The organism is bacterium, from assembly GCA_019695305.1.
Lineage (GTDB): Bacteria > UBA10199 > UBA10199 > UBA10199 > JAIBAG01 > JAIBAG01.
Map to the genome: position 1 here is coordinate 60,702 of JAIBAG010000011.1, position 23,270 is coordinate 83,971.

Sequence of the window (23,270 nt, forward strand, 5' to 3'; positions counted from 1 at the left end):
TTTTTATTCAAACCAGCGCCGTTTTTTTACACCTTCTTGCAGCATTTTTTGCGAACTAGCCCACACTTGTTGATGAAACCGTGTTACCATCTTACTTGATTTTGGTGGTTGTATAGGTACCCCAATATGGGTTGTAATTTTTCGTGGAAAAGGAAGTCCTCCTAAGCCCACAAAAAAGGGAAAAGGTAAATATCGATGAAAAAGCTTTTTGGAAATTTTCATGGGTTGGTCGAGAATATAAAAAATATCATCAATACCCACCGACATACATGGCACTACGGGCACTCCCGCTGCTATTGCTGTTTTAGCAAAGCCGGTACGCCCCTCCCACAATAATTTGTACTTATGCGCCGACGATCTTAACCCTTCGCGTTCCCCTCCCGGAAATACAGCCACAATTTCACCACGTTTTAAAAGGCGCACAGCGTTTTCGGGAGTTGCATCTACCGCTCCCATATTTAAAAAAACTTCGCGTAATACAGGTAAACGCCAGGTGCGGCTATGCATTAGCATACGCACACGGCGTCCGGTTTTTAAGTAAATTTGACGTATCAGGAGTGCCATATCAAAAGGCATAAAACCGTGATTGGCAACAATCATAAAACCTTTTTTTGGGGGGAAATTATTAAACCCAACCATGGTATAACGAAAATATTTTTCAACCATGGCAAGCGATGACGCAAAATGCTTAAGCATTTTTTCATCTGTAAAATATAGATGGTCTTCGTCTCCGTCACGATACGGATTTGTAAAAATATTTTTCTTCGACATGTGAAAGTCTTATAAATCACATCTTGAAAGTACTTTCAAGACTCAAGCTTTTTATTTAAGTTCTGGATAGTGCTTAAGATTAAGCACCCCAATCACCGGCTTTCCATTTTCGTTAAGGGCTACATAGGCTGCTAAATTGGGCGTTATAGGATGGGGATAGGGCCAAAAGCCTTCTTTTAAAATTGTGTTTTTCTGTGTGGTTGCATTATAGGCACCCAGTAAAAACTTATCATAATCTTCAGGTGTATAGGCCTCGGTTTTATACGGTCGAATATCAAAAATAACAATGGTATGATCGGCATTCCATTGATGCTTGGCAATTTTAACACCATTTTTCCCTAAACCCAAACTGGAAGCTTTTACCAAAACACTTTCTGTTGCGGTTTGTAAATTAAACACACAAATATTAACGTTGGAAGCAGCCTCATTAGTACACTCATATGTAATTTTATGATCATTCCATAATTGTAAATTGGCTATGGGGCGTGTAGACGAATAAAGTTTAACAGGGCTTAACAGAAAAACTCCGGGACCAACACGGATGGAATCATCAGTCGTTAAACTTAAGTACTCCAAATTATAATCACCATTACCGTAATGGCTTATCACAATTAGGCTATCTTCATCATTCCAAATAAAACTGCGACTTAAAACTTGACGATTGTTTTGATGAATATACACAGCACTTCCATATGCGCTGCTGGTATAACCAATAGCAATGCGCGAGTATTGTTTACCCATAAAGGTAGTACGTGCTTCCTGTGCTACACGGTAGCCATCGGGAGAAATAGCAAACTCGGAAGTGGCAAAAGGCGTTAAGTGAATATTTTCCGTTGTTTTATCACGATTCACCCTCACCAAATCACCACTTTCATTGCTATAACCCATACAAAAAGTCATATCTTGGGCACATTTAATATTATGAAGCGGTGAATTCAGTGGAATAACACTTTCAACTACACCACCGTGAACCGGGACGCTCATTACAGCAAGCTCGTTATTATCGTTTATTCCATTAAACATGACTTGGCCCGCCGATATTCCTACTGCGGCATCCACGGTATGGATACTGGTTGAAATATCTACAGTGTAGCTTGTTTTAGCCAAGTAAGGTTTAGGCTCGTTGAGTGTTACTTTAATAGCCACTTCCTCTAGAGCTTCGGTGGCATAAGAAATTTTAACAGCCTCGCCATAATTAAGATCGGCCACACTTTTAATAAACCAGCCATCTACCACTTGCTCGGTAGAACAATTATTTTCATCAATACAAAAGGTAAATTCCCCATCTGTACCTTGAGCCACAATTAAGTTGGTATCGGAAGACAAATCGTTTTCCTCTACATAATTATTCACAACATCGGCATAGTCATCCTGTATTTCGTCTGCAGTGCCCATGCGAATACTGGTAGGATCTACATAACCTTTAGTAGCTTTAGCTACCGGAAGAGGAATATCCACGCCTATTAATTCGGTAGCCTGTCCCCCTTTTGATGGAACAATAGGTGCTCCCGGATATCTATTGGAATTAGGACTGCCCCCCAATCCATTACTATCGGCTCCCATACAGGCACTCACCATCAGGAAGAGCCCCAGGCTTATCAATCGCAGGTTGGATAAAAGTTTTTGCACCAAAGGTATATACAGCAACCCCTGTGCCAATTTTTAGACATAACCAATAGTTGAAATAATTGAGTATTTTATAGATGCGTTGCGTTAAAATGAGTTTTTTCTCAATTTGAAATTTTTATGGTTTATCAGGTTGAGAAGAACCTACAGTACCAAGGCCTTGAAGGAGAGAAAGTACATCCACCTTGGCACCCTCTAAATGAAGCCCCACACGGGCTGTAGACTGAAGTAAACCTTCTACCAGGCTTTTAAAATAAGGGCTTAATGTAGTCGATAAATCCATGTTGTCGATGGTGACCTCTCCATTTTCAAGCGTGGTGTGGCCCAATTGAAGATTAAAAAGTAGATGCCCTTTGGGCCCAATACTTAAACCAAAACCATCGTTCTCGGCAGCTAGACTGCTCCAGTCGTTCATGTTGCTAAAACTGACGGTAGTTTCTTGATTAGCCAAACGCCATGGTTGCGGCGGAATAACAAGACCTGCCGTGTTTCCATTGGGCATGGTATTTTGATAAGTGGCCTGAACACTGCCCTGCCCCGCAATAGAACCCACAAAGTTTTTTAAAGTGGGAATGATGTTGTTGGGATTAAGAGGGTCGGGCGCCATTTCAAATTGCAGATCACTAATATTAACAACCAACTCATCAATTTTTAAAAATCCTTCTACACCAGCTTTTGAAATAGGCACCACCACCGGACCCGTAAGCGTCACAGATAAAGGAGTGCCACCTGGTGTGGCTGTGATGCCACCTTCGGGACCAAAGAGGCGGATAGTGCCGTCGCCGGTTAAAGCCACATTGGTAACGGCAGGATCTAGATGGAGATTGAGCGCTTCAATACGCCTGTCGCTGGGAATGTCGAGGGCTGCGTTAATATCATCAAACTCGTATAGAAATTCCGGGAAATTTCCTAACAGAACATGATCGGGTTCGCGATAGTAGGGTTTTGTATGCACACGAATATGGCCACCGGCCACATCCATATCCTTGAGATTAAGATTACGGTTTTGTCCGCCTAAACTAAGAACCAGATGACCGTTTTGTTGAGTAAACGGTAAATCAATATCCATGACTGTATCGGTAATAAGGGTAGCCTCCGGATCTAAAACTTCACCCTCCTGGGGCACATGAACATTAAAAGAAAAATCCATTGTACCGTCGTGAATTTTAAATTTTTCTCCCGCGTTAAAAAAACCGGCCAAACGATTAGGGCTCTCGTTTTGTTTGGCACTGGCCGTAAAATACAAACGACCATTTTCCAAATTAACACTCTCACCATCAAAATTAATGTACGTATGGTGCCTATGCTCCACAAAATTTCCTTCGTCATCATATACCGGTGTAAAATCGTAACGAATATTACCACGCACAAAGCTACCTGCTTCGGCTCTAAAATGAGCATCCTCCTCGTTACTTCTGTCGTCGGCAAAGGCAAATTCTAACGGACCCGAAACCTGCGCATCATCCACCGTAAATGAAATTTGGGGAACTTTATCCATACCGTTAATAAAATCAGCAGCCACCCATAAATTATGCATATCTTCCACGGTAAAATGCATGGTGTTGGGATTATGTAAATCAACCTCAAAGCGCGGCAGGGCTTCGCTGCTACGACCGGCTAAACTAATAAATCCGCGCGTACTCTCATCGCCCCGCACATGAATATTAGCACCTCCTGTTAAGGTAAAAGGCCCGTCGGGATAAATATGAACCGCTCCGGCATCTCCCAAACCCACCACCATTTCACTCTCTAATTTAGCCGAGTTGATCACAGCATCATCCAAATGAACTGCAAGCGAATCAACAATAACGCCTAAAATACCTACAAAAAAACTTTGGCGGGCTTTTTCATCATCATTTTTTGGTTCTATCTTCCCATCCGGCATACTCTCCTTAGAAACAAGAGACGGCTCTTCAGCTGTAAATAAATCGACCAAGGCTTTTACAAACACTACCAACTCTTCAAGCTTGGTAGGCACCGTGTTACGAGGAATATCAATACCGTGTTCTTCTTTTAATTTTTTGTAGAACGTTTTGTTAAATTCATCCAAAGGTCCACTTGTTTGAAAAAATCCCACAAAATCCAAAAGCCCTAAAACATTAAGGCGCAAAATTCCAACTTTAGCCACCAGCACATGCCGTCCGCGTTGATAGGCATTGCGGTCTTCCAATTTAATGCCGCAAAAATTTCCGGAAAGAAGAGCCTCTTTCACATGTTGTTGGGCACCCCCTGTAAGCGCGTCGCCCGTTAAGGAATTGCCTTGTTCATCTTCATAGGCCACAACGGTATAATTCCCTTTAGCCACTTCTTCCTTAAGCGCATCTCGTAAACCAAACAGACCCGATGCATATAAATGCGAATCGGCCACATCCACCGTTAAATTACGACCATCCACCTTCATAAATACGCGTTCCAATTCGGGAACAAAAGTAAGCGACAAAGGAACCCTCGCCGCCAAAGCTTTTTGAAACGCCTTCATTTCCGGTGTTACCCTACTCTCTTCTTCAACCTCTTCCAGCTGACTGCGTTCTACGTTCAGCGAAAGCACTCTAAAACGAGTGGGATCGTTACCCAAAATAATGTCGCGTATCTTTTTTTGTTTTTCCTCATCCGAAAGATTTTCTAAATCGGATTGAAAAATTTCTACACGCGCCCAATTAATATTGTTATCTCCCCAGCTAACAACAAAAGTACTGACAAACGGAATAATTTTGGCCGATACGGGTTTGGATTGGGCCATGAGCTCAGTGGCACGAGGATGATCGGGAGTTACTTGATGGCCGTTTAAACGCAAAATCTCATAACTATGGGGCTGATAATGCATGATGCGTTCGGAAGTGCGTAGCAAGGCGTCGGGGGAAAGACGTGTAAGAGCATCATCATAAAATTTTACAGTAAGAACATCACCTGTACTATAAACCAAATCCACCACCTCACCGCGTTTTTCGCGGCGGGTAAAAGGTTGTGCGCGGGTCGCTAGCTTTAGTCCATTGAGTGGAATCTTAATGCCTCCCAAAACTTCAATATAAATAGGACGCGTGAGTTCAATATCAAAAGTAGAGAGTTTGTATTTTTCACCCAAAATGCGATGACCTTGATCTACATAATGCATAAGGGGAATAAGCATTTTAACGCCTTTGGGTTTATCGGGATTGAGAGGAACAATCAGATATTCCGTATCGTGAATAATACGTGTGGGAAACTCACCTTTCCAGTCAATACCGCCTTTTTCTAAGGTGAGCATAAAACGCTCTACACTGGCCGCAAGCTTGGCTGCATCATTTACATCAAAATCTTGTGCAGCAAGCACCTCTTCTCCATCTTTACCCAGCGCGGAGTTTATCTCGGCCGTTAAACTTTCTATTTCCTCAGCATGTGCTTCATCGGGAGACGGACCATGAAAATCATTAAGGGCTACCAGACCGTCAAGAGTAATGGGCCTTGCATACGCGCGGGCCCTCACACCGGGAGTTTCAAGCCTTACATTCAAATCATAAAAACGGGACTCAAAAGAAACATCGTTCCATGAAAATTGATCAAAACGACCCAGGGCATGAATACCCGCCCCGATAGACCCATTAAATAAAAGTCCGGGCATACCATCGGCCAAATTAATACCACCTATCTCAAGCGATAATCCTGTGCCGCTATAGGCCACAAAATGAGCCTGGGGACCGGCTTCTACATCAATGCCCAAACCCTGATACAAAGTAAGACCCCCGTTACCATACAAATCGGTATTCACAATATCGGCAAGCCGTGCACCACCCACCGACCATTTGCCTTTTATTAAACCATGAGTAGCACCCAAATGGGCCTCGCCTAAAATTTGTTTTTGATTATCGTAAATGGGCAAATCTAAATTTTGCGTGTAAAAACCAAGGGGCCTTTCAAAACTTAATTCCGCTGCCGTCAATGGACCATTGGGGCTAAACACCATTTCTCCCTCGGTAATACCAAAATGAAAAGGATGACTCGCAATACCCAGGCTTGAAACGGCATCAAGCCGCGGCAACAGATGAAGAGTTTGGTCGTCATCGTAAACCGCAACCGTACTGCCTAGATGTAAACCCGCTTTTCCTTGCCTGGCCTCAGTTACGGCATGAACAGTTCCACCCCAATTTTGGGAATCGTCCATATAAAAAGCATACGAACCATCATGAACATCTACAGTTTGCTCCTGATCGGCAGCAATGTGTGCTGCTACAGCAAGATCGCCACTTCCCTGTGCGGTAAAACTGTTGTCCATCATCACATCACCGGCGGTAGAAACAGCCAAAAAAGAAGCCGGGTTGTTACTTTCGGGTTTTTCCTTAAATAAAACATTTAAGGCATAATGAATTTGTGCCACCCAATTGTTAGACGCTAAATCTGTTAAATCAAAAGTAGGCCACTCCACAGAAGTTTCAAGGTTAAGTGTATTTCCGTGATGAGCGAGGCGATCAATCCCTGTTAAATCAATAGAACCGGTCTCAATACCCGGCACATCCACCACTAATGGATCAACCGTTCCGTGCGTAGAACCTAAAGCAACTTGCAAAGGTAGCGGAATATCTTCGCCGGTAATGGTGATATAAGCCTGCTTTTTATCGGCATTAACAATCACCTTAGCCAACAAAGGTTTGTCTTTTGTGATTTCAAAATCACGACGATTACCTTGGTTGTCGATATAAAAACCTTCTAATGTGACGGGAAAAACACCATCCACTAAAAAAGCAGCGGGCAAAGTACCTGCGGCATGAATGCTCCCGTTATTGAGTGTAAGTGACGTGATATGAAAACCTTCGGTGTTAGAAGGTGGCGTACAAGAGGGATCGCCTTCGGGAAAATAGGTAGCATTCACATCATAAAGAGCAACGGTAGAGGTAATGCTAGGCAGCAAATCAAGACCTTCTTCTTCTACTTGAGTGACAACGTCATGTTGAAGATCAGTCCAAAATCCTTCTTGTGGTTCCTCGGCCGGCAGAGCAAGCCTGGCTTGCAAGGCAGCCATCAAATCGTTAACCGTAATATTGGCTTTTAACGTGCCATCATCGTTTAAAAGAGAAGCGGCGGCCTCTTTGCCCAACAGTGTTTCAACAAGGCTTGTCACATCCACTTTAATCAGGGTGTTATACGCTCCTACTTTATCGGCCAGCCAGCTACCAGCATCGCCCAAAGTTTTTTCTATAAAATTCCAAACAGCACTCTGTTCCAAATCATCATAATCGTGCCTATCTAAAACCAAATACAATTTCCCGTTATCGCCAGAGGCATCATAACTTACCTGCAACGCTTTCATTTCTATATCCAGAGCACTAGCAAGAAGATGTGAATTTAAAAATACATTATGGAGATAAACTGTGGGTGTTTGCGGATCGAACTCAAGTTCATTGCTTTGAATTTGAGAATTTACGGAAAAAGTGGCTCCGTCTAAAATATCTACATACAGCATTTGTGACGGCAACCACCAGCGCTTGGGTGTTAAGTCGATACGGTGATTACCACGCACAATTACACTTGCCTGCACACCCACACTTTGAATATCGGCCGGAAAATCAGTTTTATCATCACAAGTAGCGGGAATGACACTTTCTATTTGAGAAACAGGGATATAAAAATCTTGAGGCGCCTCTACATAAGCATCCACACCTTGGTACGTTAAAACATAATCATCGGGGCTTAAATCAACAAGATCACCCGGGATAAGAGATTCTAAACAAGTACTTTCGGCCGAAATGATATCGAGTAAAGTATGCCAGCTATTGTGAGCATCTAAATTATATTCTGCTCCATGTTGAACTACCGCCATTTCCCATTCTGTTAGTGTAAGGACATAGGGTTGTGGGTTGTGCCAATCAAAATTATTCTGGCTATTTAAATACGCAAATAACACATCTAAAACAGGCGGCATGTCATCCCATCCTACAAAAGTACATTGTTCTTCGTAAAAATATGCCGAACCATCCACAATATTGGATACATCAATAAAAATTGTAGACGGCGGATAAGAAGGAGGAGGCGAATTATTAAGCACCTCTTTTGCATTTGGAGAAAAACCGCTGATGGCTTGTGGCACATCTGCCGGTTTTGCAGAATAAACAACAGTACTGGCTGTTTCAAAATCTTCGGGATGCTCTATAAAATAACCGGGAATATTTAAAAGCAATGAGGCAGGATCAATATCAAAATTTTGTACTAAATGACGCAGGTCGCTATCACTCACCACATCTTCTGAGGTAAGCGGATGATCGGCATCGTAAATAAAGGTGAGTGTTTCCCACAGCCGCCAAGCATAACTGGAAGGATTCAGTTCTTGAAAAAAGGATGCATCAATAACGCCCAAGGCATCATCTTGATTATAGCTATCCAGCGGCCCGTCTAAATTTTGTAAAAGACGGCGGCTTTCATCCGATAAACCCGCTTCTTCGGCCAAAGTGGCAAATGCGCGGATGATGCTTTCGGCATCCTCTTTTTTGTAATAAATTACCCCGTCAGCCATGTGAAATATCCCAAGAAATTTGGCCGACCCCCTCCCCCAAAACTAATCAAAATACTTAACTGAGAATGCTACGCATCACAATAAAAACAAATAACGTAACGCGTCATAATCAATGCCCAAATTGAGTCAATTTATCGGTAAATCTTTTGAATTGTTGCTTGGAGTTTTAGACGTGGGCGTGCTTAAAGTTTTCAATTTTACGCCGTTCAATCATGGCATAATCAATCCAGCGCACCAGTTCGCGTTGCTTCACATCGGACAAAGATGAAATTTGGCTAGATTCCACATTTTTAAGAAATACAACGCCTAGTTGATGCCTGTTATTTTGTGGGTTGATATCATCATAAATAACCTTAAAAGCCGTTTTAAAATGGATGGGGCGTGAAAAATTACTTTTAAACTCCACTTCAAAATAATCATCCATGCTTAAACTTTTATCGGTTTCTAAACAGGCTCCATTGGCACTTAAATTAATAAGAGAGGCTTGAAGCTTTTGCTCCAAATGAGTCAAAATCATGTTGCAGCTAAAACCGTTTTCAAGACGCACATACTCGCGACGATTGATGGTTTTACCGGTACCTGGAATAACGCGGATACCCACAATATCAACCCTAGCTTCTTCTACAGGCCCAAAGTTAAGAACTTCACCCGTGAATGCAAAAATACCCTCACCGTTTTTAAGCACCACAAAACTGTCTATTTCACGCTGTAAAAAAAGATCGCGGCTATAATCAACCCAAATGGTGGTAGCATCCGTACGCCGAATTGTGACACAGCTTTTAAAATTTCCAATTTGGATATAAAGGTGCGGCTTTGCCGGGTCCAGTCGGCTTAACTCGGTAATTGTTTTATTTTTTATTTTAAAGAATCCCAGAAACCACTTTATCGCATTTTATCAGAAACAGTTCAAGATGCTTTTATGCAGGAGATATGGTGTGTAAATGAGCCTTTTTCTTTCTGTCAATCATCACATAATCAATCCAACGCTTTATTTCTCTCTGTTTAGCCTCGGTAATAGCTACAATTTTAGAAGAAATAATATCCTTTAAAAATACAGCTCCGTAAGTACTTTGATTTAGAGAATCCTCTTTAAAAGTATGAATAATTTTAAAAGCCGTTTCAAATTCGATTTTATTAATAAAATCACTCTGAAATCTTAAATGATAATAAGCATTATAATCGACAAATTCTTTACCCATTTCCAAACGCACGCCGTTAGCACTCAAATCAATAAGTTTACAAGGTACAATCTGATGACCCAATTTAACTTCTATATTGCCCTGTATATTTTGATCTAATCGGACATACTCTCGACGGTTTACAATTTTTGAAGTGCCGGGCATCACCCGAATCCCCACAATATCCACTTTAGCTTCTTCTACAGGGCCAAACGACAGCACTTCGCCAATAAAACTATAAATTCCCCGTCCATTCTCCAGCACAATAAAACATTCAAACTCGCGCTGTAAAAAAAGATCACGGTTATAATCAACCCATAATGTATCTTCTTGTACACGACGAACGGGCACCTTTGAATTCAGCTCGCCTATATGAAAGTAAACAAGAGGCTTATTAAGATCGTATGGAGGCAAAATCATATTGGATAAATAATTATCCAATAATATTGCTCCCCTTCTTCTTCGTCAACGAATAGTCATTAAATAAATAAAAAAAATCCCTCTCTGCTTTTCAACAGAGAGGGATTTTAAAAGAAAACCTTACTAAATCGGACAAAGATAAAATCTTTATGCAGTTTTAGCAACCGGTCCGGCAACGCGGCCCAGGTATTCATCCTGAGAGTAATCGTCAACCAGCACGGCATCGTAACGCAATTCTTCCATACGTTTTAAATCGGCTACTTCGGTTTCGGAAATCACACCAGCTTTAAGGGCGCTTTCCAAAAGAAGAGCAATATTTTTGTTACGTTTGATTGTTTTTGCTTTGATGGCCTTGAAAATTTTCTTTTCAATGGGCATAGCCTTAATAATGGCTTTATACGCATGTTCCAAACGAGTTAAACCTTCGTCGGCACCTTGAGGAAAGAATAAACCTTCCACCATACGGTCGCGTTGTTCGCCATCTTTTTGAATGAGTGTTGCTAACTTATGAGTTAACTTATCACTAGCTTCTTTACCCAGGCTATTAAAATGGCTCCAGGCACGCACAGGACCAGCAAATACAGGGCCCATCACGCTACCAATGTTTCCGTAGAGTCCGTCAAAAGCTTCTTGAATGCGGGCAAAAGCATAATCCATGCTGTAGTCCACAAACGGAAGATCTTCTTTACGATAACCTTCGGCAGCATAACGACGGAGAACCGCAGTTCCCATGTACAACCACGAAAGGATATCAGCAAAACGACCGGTTACTTTTTCGCGGGTTTTGAGTGAGCCACCCAAAGTTCCCATGGCAATATCAGCCAAAATCGCAAACGAAGCCGAAACCCAAGCCAGTTTTTGATAGTAACGGCCAACACCTTTACCAACAGGAGGACGGAAAAGATAACCACGAGTAGCCGAGAGGAGAACAGCACGGAAAGTGTTGCGCACCACGTGACCAATATGTCCCCAGAAAGCTTTATCAAAACCAGCCACATCACCTTTTTCTACGCTGGCTACTTCTTGGTACGCATAAGGATGCGCGCGAAGAGCACCTTGGCCAAAAATGATGAGTGTACGGGTCATGATATTAGCACCTTCTACGGTGATACCAATGGGAGCACCAATATAGCTGTGAGCTAAGAGGTTACGAGGCCCGCGCGAGATAGCCGCACCGCCCAAGATATCCATACCATGTACTAATGATTTACGAGAGAGCTCGGTAGCATTGTATTTGGCCATCGCCGTAATAACGGGAGGTTTAATGCCTTTATCCAAAGCGCCCAAGGTAAATTTACGCATGGCTTCAAGAATGTAATTAAAACCACCAATCTGAGCCATGGGGTCTTCGATACCTTCAAATTTACCAATAGAAACACCAAACTGTTTGCGGATAACACCATAATTGCCTACAGCGCGGGTAACCAATTTGGAAGTACCAGTGCTTTGCGCAGGAAGCGAAATACCGCGACCAGCAGCGAGGCATTCCATAAGCATTTCCCAGCCTTTGCCGGCGTTTTTAATACCACCGGGGATACATTCTTCGGCATCAATTTCTACATCTTTACCCTGAGTAGGACAGTTGTAGAAAGGAACACCCAAAGGATCGTGGCGACGGCCCAACACAACACCTTTGGTATTGGAAGGGATAAGAGCACAAGTAATGCCCAAATCTTCGCCTTTACCCAAAAGTTTTTCGGGATCGAGTAAGCGGAACGCCAAACCCAATGTGGTGGAGATGGCCGCTAAGGTAATATAGCGTTTGTTCCAGTTTAAACGGATTTTGTATTTACCACTGGCATCTTTAAAAAGTGTACCAGTGGATTTCATGGAACCCGCATCCGAACCAGCAGTAGGTTCAGTCAAAGCAAAACAGGGAATTTCTTCACCGCTTGCAAGCTTAGGTAACAAATTTCTTTTTTGAGCTTCGGTACCGTAGTGGATTAAAAGCTCGGCAGGTCCTAAGGAGTTAGGAACCATTACGGTAATGGTGGCAGGGATTGAACGGGTTGCTAAACGCTGAATCACTTCGGAGTGACACAGAGCACTAAAACCCAAACCGCCATATTCTTTGGGAATAATCATGCCCAAAAACTTTTCTTTCTTAATGATATCCCAAGCTGCTTTGGGCAATTCACGGTCACGCCATACAGCCCAATCGTCCACAACCTGACACAATTTATTAACAGGTCCTTCAACAAACGCTTTTTCTTCGGCAGTTAAATCGGGATAAGGTTCTGTTAAGATGGAATTAAAATCGGGTTTTCCGGAGAAAAGATCTTTTTCAATCCAGGTTACACCGGCATCTAGTGCGGTACGTTCGGTTTCGGAGATTTTTGGCATGAAGTCTTTCATCACCTTCATGATCACACCCGAAAGAGCACGTCTGGCAGGAGTATTAAAGATAAGAGCAATGGCGCCAAAACCGATGAGTACTGGCACAGGAGCGCCAAAGCCAACCAGAGCAATAGCTCCAAGCAGTGTCCATAAAATAAGACGGGCACCGTTATAACCTAAAGCCAAAACAGCCAACACAATTCCCAATGCCGCAGGAACCGGAGCCGATTGAAAAATTCCATAAATTGCATTCATGAAAACCTCCTTAGAGTTTGTTAGTTGGCCAGCACACCGTGCTGGGCAGCGTTACAAAATCTTATCCCCTTGCCACGCAAGGGGGAATGGACAAAATTAAAAATCAAAAGTGGATCCACCACCCACTTTAGAGCTTTAATTTAAGTGTATCGATTGTCTACCTTACAGGCTTAAAAAGGCAACAAAAAAATGAATGGTCATTCATTCATAACGCGGTGTTTAAAAAATTTTCTATATAATTCAATGGGATAGCTCCATAGCTAAGGAAGGAATTATGAAATTCAAAAAAATTATGCCCTTTTTCCAAATAGCGTTCCCGGATATTTCTTACTTTTAGCGCACCGGCTAAATACGACAGTGGCGTGGTGGGCGATTGTGTATACCAATTCACATCCGCACGTGCACCAGCAGGCGATAGTTTGGCATGCTCTACCAAAAAATTTACAGCATCATCATCTGTCATATTCATACACTGCATGCCCACATCCACCACCATACGGCATGCGCGCCACAAACGATCTTTAAGCTGAAAAAGCCGCATCACCGGCGTGTAATAGCCCACTTCCGCCATCATTTCTTCGCAATAAAGCGTCCATCCTTCATAGTAGCTTGCTACATCATAAATTTTCCGTATAGGAGACATTAGCGTCCGCTGAATAGAAAATTGTAAATGATGCCCGGGATATGCTTCGTGCAAGGTAGTAAGCGGGTAAGCATGAATATTGTGTTCCTCTAAAAGTTCCTGATCACCCCGCGTAGGGCTTACAAAAAAACTGCCGGTAGCATCACGCGCCAGCATTGTGGGTGCCGAGTAAGCAGCGTATGGAATAGAACTTTGTAAAAAGGACGGCGTTTCAATAACACGCAGCGATTCCTGCGGCGGCAGAGTCACTAAATTTTTGTCGACCAAAAACTTTTTAATCTCCTCTACTTTTTCCCTATACACTTCTACCAAATTGGAGTTTTGAGGAACATCTTTCTTAAATTCTTCCACAAGCGCTTCCCACGAGCTACCCGGCCGAATTGTTTGGGCCTGATGTGCCAGCTTTTGTTTAAGCTCGTCCATTTGAGCAAGACCCAAATCAAAAAGTTCTTTGGGTGTTTCGTTAAAACCGTGAAAATTTTCTAAAATAATCGCAAAATATTTGGCTCCAATAGCAAAACTTTTTTGCTCACCTTTTATTTTTTTAAGAAAATTGGCAAAATTTTCTACGGCCAACACCGCTTTTTTAATTTTACCATCCACTCCCTTTACTTTTTGCTCTTTCAAGTACGGCGCAATCACATTCTTTAAATAATCAATAAAACCACTATAATCTTCGAGGGCAATTTTTTTCCATAAACGCACGGGACGTTTGGTATATTTTTTTGCTTCATCAAAAAATTTGGGGATTTTATTTAAACGAGATACAAGAGCGCTTACTTTTTCCTTTTTACTACGATGCGTTTGCATCATTAACACCCACAGCCCATCGGAAGCTTCACTCACAACCTCTACCGGATTTTTGGTATAAGTTTTAAGAGTTTCGGTATACAGTAAAATATGTTTTATTTTGCGCGCAAGCAATTCGACATCTACTTCTTGAGGAATTTTTTTCAGTTTTTCTAAAATACCGCGCAGCTCTAAACAAAACTTTTTTACTTTTTTATCCGAATAATCTCCATACTCACCATCAAAACCAGCGTAGCCCTGCGATGATGCCGATACCGGAAAGAATTTGAAGTAGGTTTTTAAAAATTGGCTAGTAAGAGAGTTAAGGATCATAAAGAAAAAAACAGCCCTCTGCTGCATTATTTTATTTTTTTAAATAAATCTGCAGCCCACCTTTAAGACCTCACCTTACCACCCATAAGACTTTCTACCAGCAATGGTGAGGACGTCATCTAATAGATGGCTTCCAGATTTATTTAAAAAAATAAAATAATGCAGCAGAGGGCGGCGCAAACTACATAATCAATTAAACAGCTCTTTTCCCAAACGCAAATAAATATGATCTTCAATCCAGTGAGGATCCCACATTTCAATAGGGTTAACCTGCACACCCTGAATGAGCATAGAAAAATGTAAATGATCACCACCGGCTAAACCGGTAGCTCCCGAATTACCAATAATAGCGCCCTTTTCCACAATATCACCCACGGCAACACCAATAGAGCTTAAATGTCCATACAGTGTTTCTAAACCATAACCATGATCAATAATAACTGTGTTGCCGTAAATTCCCAAATAACCGGCAAACAAAACTTTGCCACGGTTGTTAGCCGAAATAGGATAATGCTCGGTTGCGGCCATGTCAAAACCCAAGTGCACTTGTTTATCTACATTTTGGCCATTGTACATATAATTGCGATAGTCGGCAAAATTAGCCATGATGGCTGCATTTTGCAGAGGAATAAATGCATCTTTCCAGTAAAATTTTTCTTCCGACTTTTTGCCAAACTCAAGAAGCATTGCCGCATTTTTTTTGCGCAGTTCGTTATTAACAAGAAGAAAATCTTTTAAATTATCACCGGTACGCGTAAGCCCTGGAGTAGACGAAATAATGGCCGCCACTTGATTATTGATAAAATCATCGTTAATTTCAATATCGCGTGTTCTAAATTCTTTGGCAAAAAACTTGGCGGGAACCAAAGTGGTTATCGCTTCATTACCTGCTTCGTCGCGAGCATAAACTTCAATTTTTTCACCTGGTTTTAAATCGTACGAATAAACAAACATTGTAAAATACTCACCACTTTGCCCACGGCTACCGGGAATTTTAAAACCTTTAAATTGATAAGGTCCAATACGCACACCAGAACTACTCACATCTCCCGAAATACGATAGGTTACCAAATCGGCACCCGCCTGGTTTACATAATGCTGTGTAGATGTTAAGCCCAAAATAGGAGGCGAAAAATCAATTTTAATAGGCTGGCTATAAAGTCCCGTTGAACCAAACAGAGAACAATCTTCGGCTTCAACAACAAGGCCTCCATCGCCTTCAGTAAACCCTAATTGGGGTAAGCTTATAGACGATAGCGGAACGGTAATTGGCGTGGTTTCTGATGCCCCTACCGTTTTATCGGCATGAAAAACATTTTTTGTGGCACCATTTTGCGTCATCGAAACATCGAGACTGCATATTTTATTTTTTTTGTTAGTAAGATTGATGACAAAAGCAGGATTTTTACCCACACTTAAAGGTGAAATGGCTTCAACAAGCTCCTGTGTATGCGAGTTCACTAAAGTAATAACAGGTTTGGAACCCAGCAAATCAAAACGTGTTAAAAGGTATATAAGGCCGCCTAAAAGCGCCACCACTAAAAGGGGCAAAAGAATAAACGAATAATTGGTTTTTTTGCGCGGTGCATCCTGTAAAAAAAGGCTCATATTTTCTCCATATTTTAGTGGTTCAAAGAGGAACTGGCCCATTCTGTTTAAAATTTTTAAAAGGTCAAGAAAGGAAAAGGAATAATTGCGGTATTTGCCCTCCTCGGTTACAATAAAAAAATAACCAGGCCACAGGCCGTTGACGGGGAGGCTCCAGCCCCGCTTTGCGGGATGGAGGGGGCAACGTGAGCCCCTATAATTAACTTATGCGTGATCACTTAAAACAATACATTGAAGAGTCTAAAACACCCCAAGTAAGAGGTTTAAGAATATTGCTTGAATACTTTTACGCCATGGAAATTTTTAAACCTATTACCGATTCGGGGGCTAAAATTGTATCTGTGTTTGGATCGGCCCGTCTTAAACCACACGATGAAGAGTATAAAAAGGCCCGTAAACTTGGCGAGCTCCTCTTTAACCGAGGCTATGCTGTAGTTACGGGTGCCAGCTTTGGCATTATGCAGGCCGCTAACGAAGGTATTGCCGATGGCATTATTAAAAAGCTCTCTAAAAGTAAAAAATACAAAAGTGAAAAGGCTCTTATTAACTCTACTGAGTACAAAGAAATGATTAAGCGTTATTCGGTAGGTTTAAAAATTTCACTTCCTTTTGAACCACACAACAATCCCTTTGTTGGAGTATCGGCTACATTCCACTATTTTATGGTGCGTAAATTCTTTTTTGGCACTCTTTCTAAAGCTTTTATTGCTTGTGAAGGTGGCTGGGGAACACGAGATGAATTATTTGAAGTATTAACACTGGTGCAAACCGGAAAAGCCCCTCTTATGCCCATATCCTACATTACTCCCGATCCCGAACATATTTTGTTTGATATTCAGTATGCTGCTAAAAAAGGTTACATTAATCACGAAGATATTTGGCTTTTGGATGTTGTGTCGGATTATCGTGAATCAGTAAAACTGGTAGATAATTTTTATAGAGTAGTTAATAAAATTGAATACGATAAAAATAATAATATTGTGCTTACCTTGCGCCATACCGTAAATGCTGCCGATAAAAAAATAGTCCAACATTTCTTAGCCAAAAAATCAAAAAGCATCTTTAAATCTGCTCTTTTTAAAGAAAACCAAATTATTTTAACCGGGTTTAATTTTAGATCGTACGGCTATTTAAAAAAGCTCATTCAAGAGCTAGAATAGTTTTTGGTTGCTGGACAGCCTGTACATTGGGTTGAGAATTAGTTTGAGATGATGTTTTCGGTTCTACATCAACAGCCAATATAATATCACACATCACTTGTTCGGTTTGATGAACCCCACAAGCCACACCTATTTTTGTATAAACACGCGACATTAATATTTGACGATTTTCATCCGAATCAGAACCTTTGGCCGTTAACAAATACAATATCAATTCCTCTACAGTAGGATAACCATAAACTAAAACTTCGGTTACATGTTGTTTCCAATTTACATACTTACGCACACGCTGGGCAACTCGCTGGCCATCGCTGCCAACATGGCTTTTAATACCTTTTGGGCCAATATCATTCACATGGTCGGCAGCAGCTTTTGTAAGCTCGGGAGACTCAATTAAATCTAAAGCGCCTGTGATATTATCAAGATAAGCCGTTACGCTTTCTAACACCTGCGGATTACCTTTGGTGATAGAAAGAAGAGCATTAAAATTTTCTTTTTTGCCAACATGATTTTCAAGCAAGATAGTTTTGTAATGGGTTCCGTAATCTTGCGGGTTAAAACGTAATTTATTAATTTCCTCTAAAAGTTTTTTTTGTAACACCGGAAAATCTACAAAATCCGTTTTATCTTTGGCTAAAAAATCCCATTTATCGTCTAGCGGAACGCGTTTGGCAAACGCCGGAAACGAAAACAAAACAATAAAAATAAGGATAAATATTTTTTTCATATCACTATACATTTTAGTATAATTCCTGCAACAGACCAATCTGTTCTTTTATGGATAATAAAAACTCTTCCCAATACCGGCGGTCGCGGTAATACGGGAAAGCCCTTTTAAAGGCTTCTTCTTCATAACGCTCACCTATCCAAGAAGCCATTCTCATCAATCTTAATGTACGCAAGGGCTCAGACAAAATAAATGTTTTTTCATCAAAATCTCTAAAAACCGAATAACCCTCTAAAAAAGCGTTTTTTTGTTCCTTCACTTCGTCGGGAGTTCCAGAAAAAAGCATCCAAATATCCTGAACAGGTGGTGCAATCACCATATCATCAAAATCCAAAAAATGAGGGCCATCATGATTCCAAAGCACATTCCCCCAATGACAATCGCCATGAGTAGTAAAAGCAACAAGGGAATCGTTAAAAAACGGCTCTACTAAATCAAGAGCATCATTTAATAAATGATCGATAGATTTTTTTAAATCATCGGGAATATGGGGTTGTGACAAAATAAAAGATAGAGAAGCCTCTCCGTAAGTTTGCGGATTTAGAGGCAAACGATGCTTGGCCTTAAAACTTGCCCCCACATTATGCAGCCGGGCCAAATGCCGCCCCATCCACTTGCGATCGTCTTGCATAAGCTCAGCTTTGTGCGCGCCACGAAAGCGCGGAAACAGAGCAAAATAATAATTTTCTACAAATCCTAATGTTTTTTCCTGCTGGCTTGTTTTTTTAAGCTCAAGAGGTGCTACCACCGGAAACTCAGCTTCTACTAAAGCTTTAATAAAGCGATGTTCATCCAGTAAAGCCCCCTCACCCCAACGGCCAGGGCGATAAAATTTCCCGATAATAGGCGGGGCCCCTTCAATACCAATTTCATACACGCGATTTTCGTAGCTGTTTAAGGGAAATAAATAACCGGTAGGCAGGTAACCCTGATCTTCCACGGCATTGAGAATAACTTCGGGTAGTAATTGATCAAATACGGACATAATAAAATCACCAAACACTAAAACCACTCTTGATTTTATTCTGAGGTGTTCTTTTTATTTTTTTGTAAACATATGGCCCACCTCTAAAGTCCTCACTCTACCACCCATAAGCCTTTCTTCCCAGCATTGGTGAGGACGCCATCTAATAAATGGCCATTAGGTTTACAAAAAAATAAAAAGAACACCTCAGAATAAAATCTCAGTGCTTTGTCGACTCCAATTTAAGGACATCCTGCAAATCTTTATCCGTTACCGTCCACTCTTTACCACAATAATCACAAATACTACTCACACCCTTTCCATCCATAAAGAGTTCTACAAGATCGGTCTGCGGCAAAACTTTAAGCGCTTTAATAAAAGCCTCGCGGCTGCACGAGCACGCCAGCACCGGCTTGGTAACCGCTAAAATTTTAAACCCGGGATCTAAAAGTGTATTCATAATGCCATCAGGATCATCCGAGTTTTTAAAACTTTGTAAAAAAAGCCCCGGAGTTTCAAAGCGGTTTTTTATTATATTCCATTCATCAGTCGTGGTATCGGGCAGTTTTTCAACCCAGAGGGCATAATGCGCGTTATCTTCTGAATAAAGCTGCAAACAAAATTCCGTTTGCACACTATGTGTTAAAAAATTTCTAAAAATAGAAAGCGGTTCAAAAGCTTTAAATGGTTCTACGGTTTGATACACATCGTCCTTTTTATTGAGTGTAACCAGCCTTAATAACCCCGGCTGTTGTAAATTAATATTAAACACCGATTCACGCGGAAATAGCGCCACACGAAAAGGCCCTAAGGGTGAAATTTCGGCATTGATAAAAAAATGCTTATCATCCATTTCAGCTTTAAAAAGTTTTGTTTCCTGATTATCACTTCGGCTACCCAGCACAACAGAGGCCAGAACAAATTCACCAAAACTCTTTTTAAAAGTGTCCGGAATTTTTTTAGTCTGGATTAAGTTTTGAACCGCATGATTGAGGCACAAAAAACGAAATGCCACTCGTTTTTGAGCGTCAACGGCTATAAGCAGGTAATCTTCTTTCATAACAAAACCTTATTAGTTTACTTTCATCCAACAATCAATATACTAACGCACGCTGTATTCACCCCTACAATACGAAAGGACCTTATGAAAAAATTACTTCTCACAGCATTTTTTGTACTTTTAATTTCTCCTGCCTTTGCCGCCACCACAACCACCGCTAGCGGCCTGGGCATTGACGACCACGTGGTAGGAACTGGCACCGAAGCCGTAAAAGGTAAAAAAGTAACGGTTCACTATACCGGTTGGCTTAACGATAAAGGCCAAAAGGGAAAACAATTTGATAGCTCGCTTACCCGCGGCAAACCTTTCGATTTTATGTTGGGCGTGGGTATGGTGATTCCCGGTTGGGATGAAGGCGTAGCTGGAATGAAAATTGGTGGCAAGCGCACTCTCTACATTCCCTCTAAACTGGGTTATGGGGCGCAAGGAGCCGGTGCTGTTATTCCTCCCAACGCCGACCTTATTTTTGATGTAGAACTCTTAGGCGTTCAATAAAGCTTCTTATTATAGATAGACCCCAGCTTTACCCAAGGCTGGGGTCTTTTTTACCCCCCTTTTTTACTTAAAGAACCCCTTTTTTTGCCGTTATTACTTTTGAGTTAAAGTTTGATTGAAGAGGTCTTTTGATAAAATTATCTAATAATTTCATATATTTAAAAAAATATTAAAATAATACTAAAGTTTTTTCAAGACCCGGCCGTATAGGCCTTTAGAGGGAAAGATTTATAAAGCATTTCAACTTCTCATAAGTACTAGAAGTACTCATGAGAAGTTAGAAATACTTATACAATCAACAAAAATTTAAAAGAGTAAACTATGAAAATAGGACCAGCAATCAGCACTTTCGTTCCTTACCGCTTGGAAAAACCCACCCGGGCTAAAAAGGCCGAAACAGAACAAAACGAGGTGAGCCCCAATATGAGCACCTTGTCTACGCCCGAAACCCAATACCTGGCACGTATTATGGGCCAAAATGTATCACTGGGTGATTTCCTCGAGTCGATTAAACAAGACTTAAGCGATGCCAACCAAAGCAACCCTACACTTTCGGCTCGGTATTAAGATTTCATCACTTCCATCACCACATTCTTTTTAAGAATAGCCGAGGCTGTTAGAACACCACCAAATAAAGCACCCGTTAAACCCACGCTAGCTACATCTTGGCCGGTTAAATACAAGCCTTTTACGGGGGTTTGGGGTTTTAACCATTTTAAATTAAAACGTTCGGGGGTGTGATCGATACCGTAAATTTCACCTTTTTGATAATTGCAAAAATGTTGTGTGGAAAGTGGTGTAGACAGTTCGTAATAATCTATCTGACCTTTTACTTGCGGCACGTAGTGATAGAGATTATCAAGCAAGCGATTAGATAATCTTTCTTTAAATTCTTTATAATCGTCGCCACGCTTAAGCCATTTTGTTCCTTCCCATTTTTTAAACCACTCGTAAGGCGTAAAACCAACAATTTCAATGGTAGAGCGATTTTTAAAACGCTCATTCCAGGTAGGGTCTTTGGTGGAAGGAAAAGAAATATAAGTGACAGGTAATGGTCCATCCGGATTTTTTACATAGTTGGCCATACTTTCATCGTGATCGTAACCCGGATAAATCCACAAATTAGCCGGACTAAGCCCCAGTTCTTCGGATGTCTTTTTAAACCCTATATAAAGCCCAATGTGCGCGAGTGATGGATTCACTTTGGTGAGTTTTTCTTTTAATTTAAATTGTTCCTGCGTGGGCTCATCAAGCAACGGTCCAAAAGTATTCACCACGCCCGCATCACTAATAACCATGGGCGATTCAATAATATCGCCATTGTCCAATTCTACCCCGGTGGCTTTTCCATTTTTTACGATAACCTTTTTAACACCGTTCTTAATGAGCACCGTGCCGCCCGCACTTTCGATAACAGGAATGATTGTTTCGGCAATACTGCCCGAACCACCCACAGGATAATTACCACCATCAAAATAATGTTTGGCAACCATCGCATGAATAGCAAACGAGCTTTGCTTGGGAGGCAAACCGTAATCGCCATACTGAGCGGAGAGTAAACCAATGAGCTTTTGATTGGAGGTTAAACTTCTTAAAACCTGATCGGTAGTTTGGTTGGCATATTTTAAAAAACCACGCCGCATGAATGGGCCAGCAACAGCGGCAATAGCAGAAGGCAAAGCCTTTTCACCAAAAAAACCCTTTGCAGCACCGGCCGCTTCATACACAGCATCAAAGTAGCCATCGATAGCCGCTTTTTCGTTAGGGAAATAACTATAGAGTTTTTCCTTCATCCTTTTGGCGCCAGCTACATACTCGTAACACTCATCACCAAAAAAAACTTTATCGTAAACTTCGGGCATGTAGGCCCATTTAAGATTGTTGTCGCTAATTACATCCAGCACACGACGAAGCACAGAATTCTCGCGATGCACTTCACCCACATAATGCACCCCCACATCCCATTCGTATCCTTTGCGTGTAAACGTATGCGTATACCCACCCGCCACATAATGGCGTTCAATAATAAGAACTTTTTTCCCTTCACGCGCCATAAGGGCTGCGCAACTTAAACCCCCAATGCCCGACCCAATCATGATGGCATCGTAGGGACCTTTTACTAATTCTTTTTTATAAACTTGAGCTGGCATATTTTATTTTCCTCTCTCTTTTCTCTTACTTCACCCAAAAATCAATGAGCGGGTGGGCTTGTAAATTTTTTTGGAAAGCCGTGTGTTTGAGCCAATCTTATAAGCCCTCCCACAACCATCCAAAGGCCTTTCTTCCAGAACTGGGGAGGGCGCTTCTATATAACTGGCGAGTTGAGGCTTTCCAAAAAAATTTACAAGCCCACCCCCCCCCCCCCAAACTTCTTCCCCCCGCCAGTAACCAAGCGTTCCAAATCCGCCTGAATAACATTTAAA

At 41.5% G+C, this 23,270-nt stretch carries 15 protein-coding genes; 3 read left to right on the plus strand and 12 right to left on the minus strand.

Going from position 1 to position 23,270, the window contains the following annotated elements:
* Positions 1-3: 3 nt before the first annotated feature.
* The 8 genes from K1X76_06825 to K1X76_06860 all read right to left on the minus strand — a co-directional run bounded on the left by K1X76_06825 (position 4) and on the right by K1X76_06860 (position 16,441).
* Positions 4-771, minus strand: coding sequence for an acyltransferase family protein (locus tag K1X76_06825; GenBank protein ID MBX7148785.1), 768 nt, complete (start codon positions 769-771; stop codon positions 4-6).
* A 51-nt stretch (positions 772-822) separates the two neighbouring features.
* Positions 823-2,403, minus strand: a complete 1,581-nt coding sequence (locus tag K1X76_06830; protein ID MBX7148786.1) for a hypothetical protein — start codon at positions 2,401-2,403, stop codon at positions 823-825.
* Between the two features lie 112 nt (positions 2,404-2,515).
* Entirely contained in the window at positions 2,516-8,878 is a 6,363-nt protein-coding gene (locus tag K1X76_06835; GenBank protein ID MBX7148787.1) for a hypothetical protein, read from the minus strand.
* Between the two features lie 166 nt (positions 8,879-9,044).
* Positions 9,045-9,566, minus strand: coding sequence for a PilZ domain-containing protein (locus tag K1X76_06840; GenBank protein ID MBX7148788.1), 522 nt, complete (start codon positions 9,564-9,566; stop codon positions 9,045-9,047).
* Between the two features lie 229 nt (positions 9,567-9,795).
* Entirely contained in the window at positions 9,796-10,476 is a 681-nt protein-coding gene (locus K1X76_06845; GenBank protein MBX7148789.1) for a PilZ domain-containing protein, read from the minus strand.
* 147 nt (positions 10,477-10,623) lie between these two features.
* The gene (locus K1X76_06850) at positions 10,624-13,068 is read right to left on the minus strand and encodes an acyl-CoA dehydrogenase (GenBank protein MBX7148790.1); all 2,445 of its coding nucleotides are present in this window, start codon (positions 13,066-13,068) and stop codon (positions 10,624-10,626) included.
* Positions 13,069-13,273: 205 nt separating this feature from the next.
* The gene (locus K1X76_06855; GenBank protein ID MBX7148791.1) at positions 13,274-14,833 is read right to left on the minus strand and encodes a DUF885 domain-containing protein; all 1,560 of its coding nucleotides are present in this window, start codon (positions 14,831-14,833) and stop codon (positions 13,274-13,276) included.
* 189 nt (positions 14,834-15,022) lie between these two features.
* The gene (locus K1X76_06860; protein MBX7148792.1) at positions 15,023-16,441 is read right to left on the minus strand and encodes a M23 family metallopeptidase; all 1,419 of its coding nucleotides are present in this window, start codon (positions 16,439-16,441) and stop codon (positions 15,023-15,025) included.
* A 206-nt stretch (positions 16,442-16,647) separates the two neighbouring features.
* Between K1X76_06860 and K1X76_06865 the strand changes: the two genes are divergently transcribed.
* Positions 16,648-17,601 carry an LOG family protein gene (locus K1X76_06865; protein ID MBX7148793.1) on the plus strand — a complete coding sequence of 318 codons (954 nt, stop codon included), beginning with the start codon at positions 16,648-16,650 and terminating at the stop codon, positions 17,599-17,601.
* On the opposite strand, the gene K1X76_06870 is transcribed toward K1X76_06865, so the two are convergent.
* The 3 genes from K1X76_06870 to K1X76_06880 form a co-directional block, all read right to left on the minus strand.
* Positions 17,582-18,328 (minus strand): CAP domain-containing protein, encoded by a 747-nt coding sequence (locus K1X76_06870; protein MBX7148794.1) that lies wholly within the window; start codon positions 18,326-18,328, stop codon positions 17,582-17,584. The genes K1X76_06865 and K1X76_06870 overlap by 20 nt on opposite strands.
* 13 nt (positions 18,329-18,341) lie before the next feature.
* Positions 18,342-19,313: a serine/threonine protein kinase gene (locus K1X76_06875; GenBank protein ID MBX7148795.1), complete on the minus strand. Its 972-nt coding sequence runs from the start codon at positions 19,311-19,313 to the stop codon at positions 18,342-18,344.
* Positions 19,314-19,512: 199 nt separating this feature from the next.
* The gene (locus K1X76_06880; GenBank protein ID MBX7148796.1) at positions 19,513-20,352 is read right to left on the minus strand and encodes an Hsp33 family molecular chaperone HslO; all 840 of its coding nucleotides are present in this window, start codon (positions 20,350-20,352) and stop codon (positions 19,513-19,515) included.
* An 84-nt stretch (positions 20,353-20,436) separates the two neighbouring features.
* Between K1X76_06880 and K1X76_06885 the strand changes: the two genes are divergently transcribed.
* Together K1X76_06885 and K1X76_06890 are read left to right on the plus strand one after the other, a co-directional pair.
* A complete protein-coding gene (locus K1X76_06885) occupies positions 20,437-20,847 on the plus strand; it encodes an FKBP-type peptidyl-prolyl cis-trans isomerase (GenBank protein MBX7148797.1) in 411 nt (136 codons plus the stop codon).
* A 321-nt stretch (positions 20,848-21,168) separates the two neighbouring features.
* On the plus strand, positions 21,169-21,414 hold the full coding sequence (locus tag K1X76_06890; GenBank protein ID MBX7148798.1) for a hypothetical protein: 246 nt from the start codon (positions 21,169-21,171) through the stop codon (positions 21,412-21,414).
* Here the strand turns inward: K1X76_06890 and K1X76_06895 are convergent.
* Entirely contained in the window at positions 21,411-22,997 is a 1,587-nt protein-coding gene (locus tag K1X76_06895) for an NAD(P)/FAD-dependent oxidoreductase (protein MBX7148799.1), read from the minus strand. The two genes, K1X76_06890 and K1X76_06895, sit on opposite strands and share 4 nt — an antisense overlap.
* Positions 22,998-23,270: the final 273 nt, after the last annotated feature.

Coding starts and splice junctions, on each gene's coding strand:
- K1X76_06825 (MBX7148785.1), bottom strand. CDS start 771: ATGTCGAAGAAAAATATTTTTACAAATCCGTATCGTGACGGAGACGAA.
- K1X76_06835 (MBX7148787.1), bottom strand. CDS start 8,878: ATGGCTGACGGGGTAATTTATTACAAAAAAGAGGATGCCGAAAGCATC.
- K1X76_06845 (MBX7148789.1), bottom strand. CDS start 10,476: ATGATTTTGCCTCCATACGATCTTAATAAGCCTCTTGTTTACTTTCAT.
- K1X76_06850 (MBX7148790.1), bottom strand. CDS start 13,068: ATGAATGCAATTTATGGAATTTTTCAATCGGCTCCGGTTCCTGCGGCA.
- K1X76_06855 (MBX7148791.1), bottom strand. CDS start 14,833: ATGATCCTTAACTCTCTTACTAGCCAATTTTTAAAAACCTACTTCAAA.
- K1X76_06860 (MBX7148792.1), bottom strand. CDS start 16,441: ATGAGCCTTTTTTTACAGGATGCACCGCGCAAAAAAACCAATTATTCG.
- K1X76_06865 (MBX7148793.1), top strand. CDS start 16,648: ATGCGTGATCACTTAAAACAATACATTGAAGAGTCTAAAACACCCCAA.
- K1X76_06870 (MBX7148794.1), bottom strand. CDS start 18,328: ATGAAAAAAATATTTATCCTTATTTTTATTGTTTTGTTTTCGTTTCCG.
- K1X76_06875 (MBX7148795.1), bottom strand. CDS start 19,313: ATGTCCGTATTTGATCAATTACTACCCGAAGTTATTCTCAATGCCGTG.
- K1X76_06880 (MBX7148796.1), bottom strand. CDS start 20,352: ATGAAAGAAGATTACCTGCTTATAGCCGTTGACGCTCAAAAACGAGTG.
- K1X76_06885 (MBX7148797.1), top strand. CDS start 20,437: ATGAAAAAATTACTTCTCACAGCATTTTTTGTACTTTTAATTTCTCCT.
- K1X76_06890 (MBX7148798.1), top strand. CDS start 21,169: ATGAAAATAGGACCAGCAATCAGCACTTTCGTTCCTTACCGCTTGGAA.
- K1X76_06895 (MBX7148799.1), bottom strand. CDS start 22,997: ATGCCAGCTCAAGTTTATAAAAAAGAATTAGTAAAAGGTCCCTACGAT.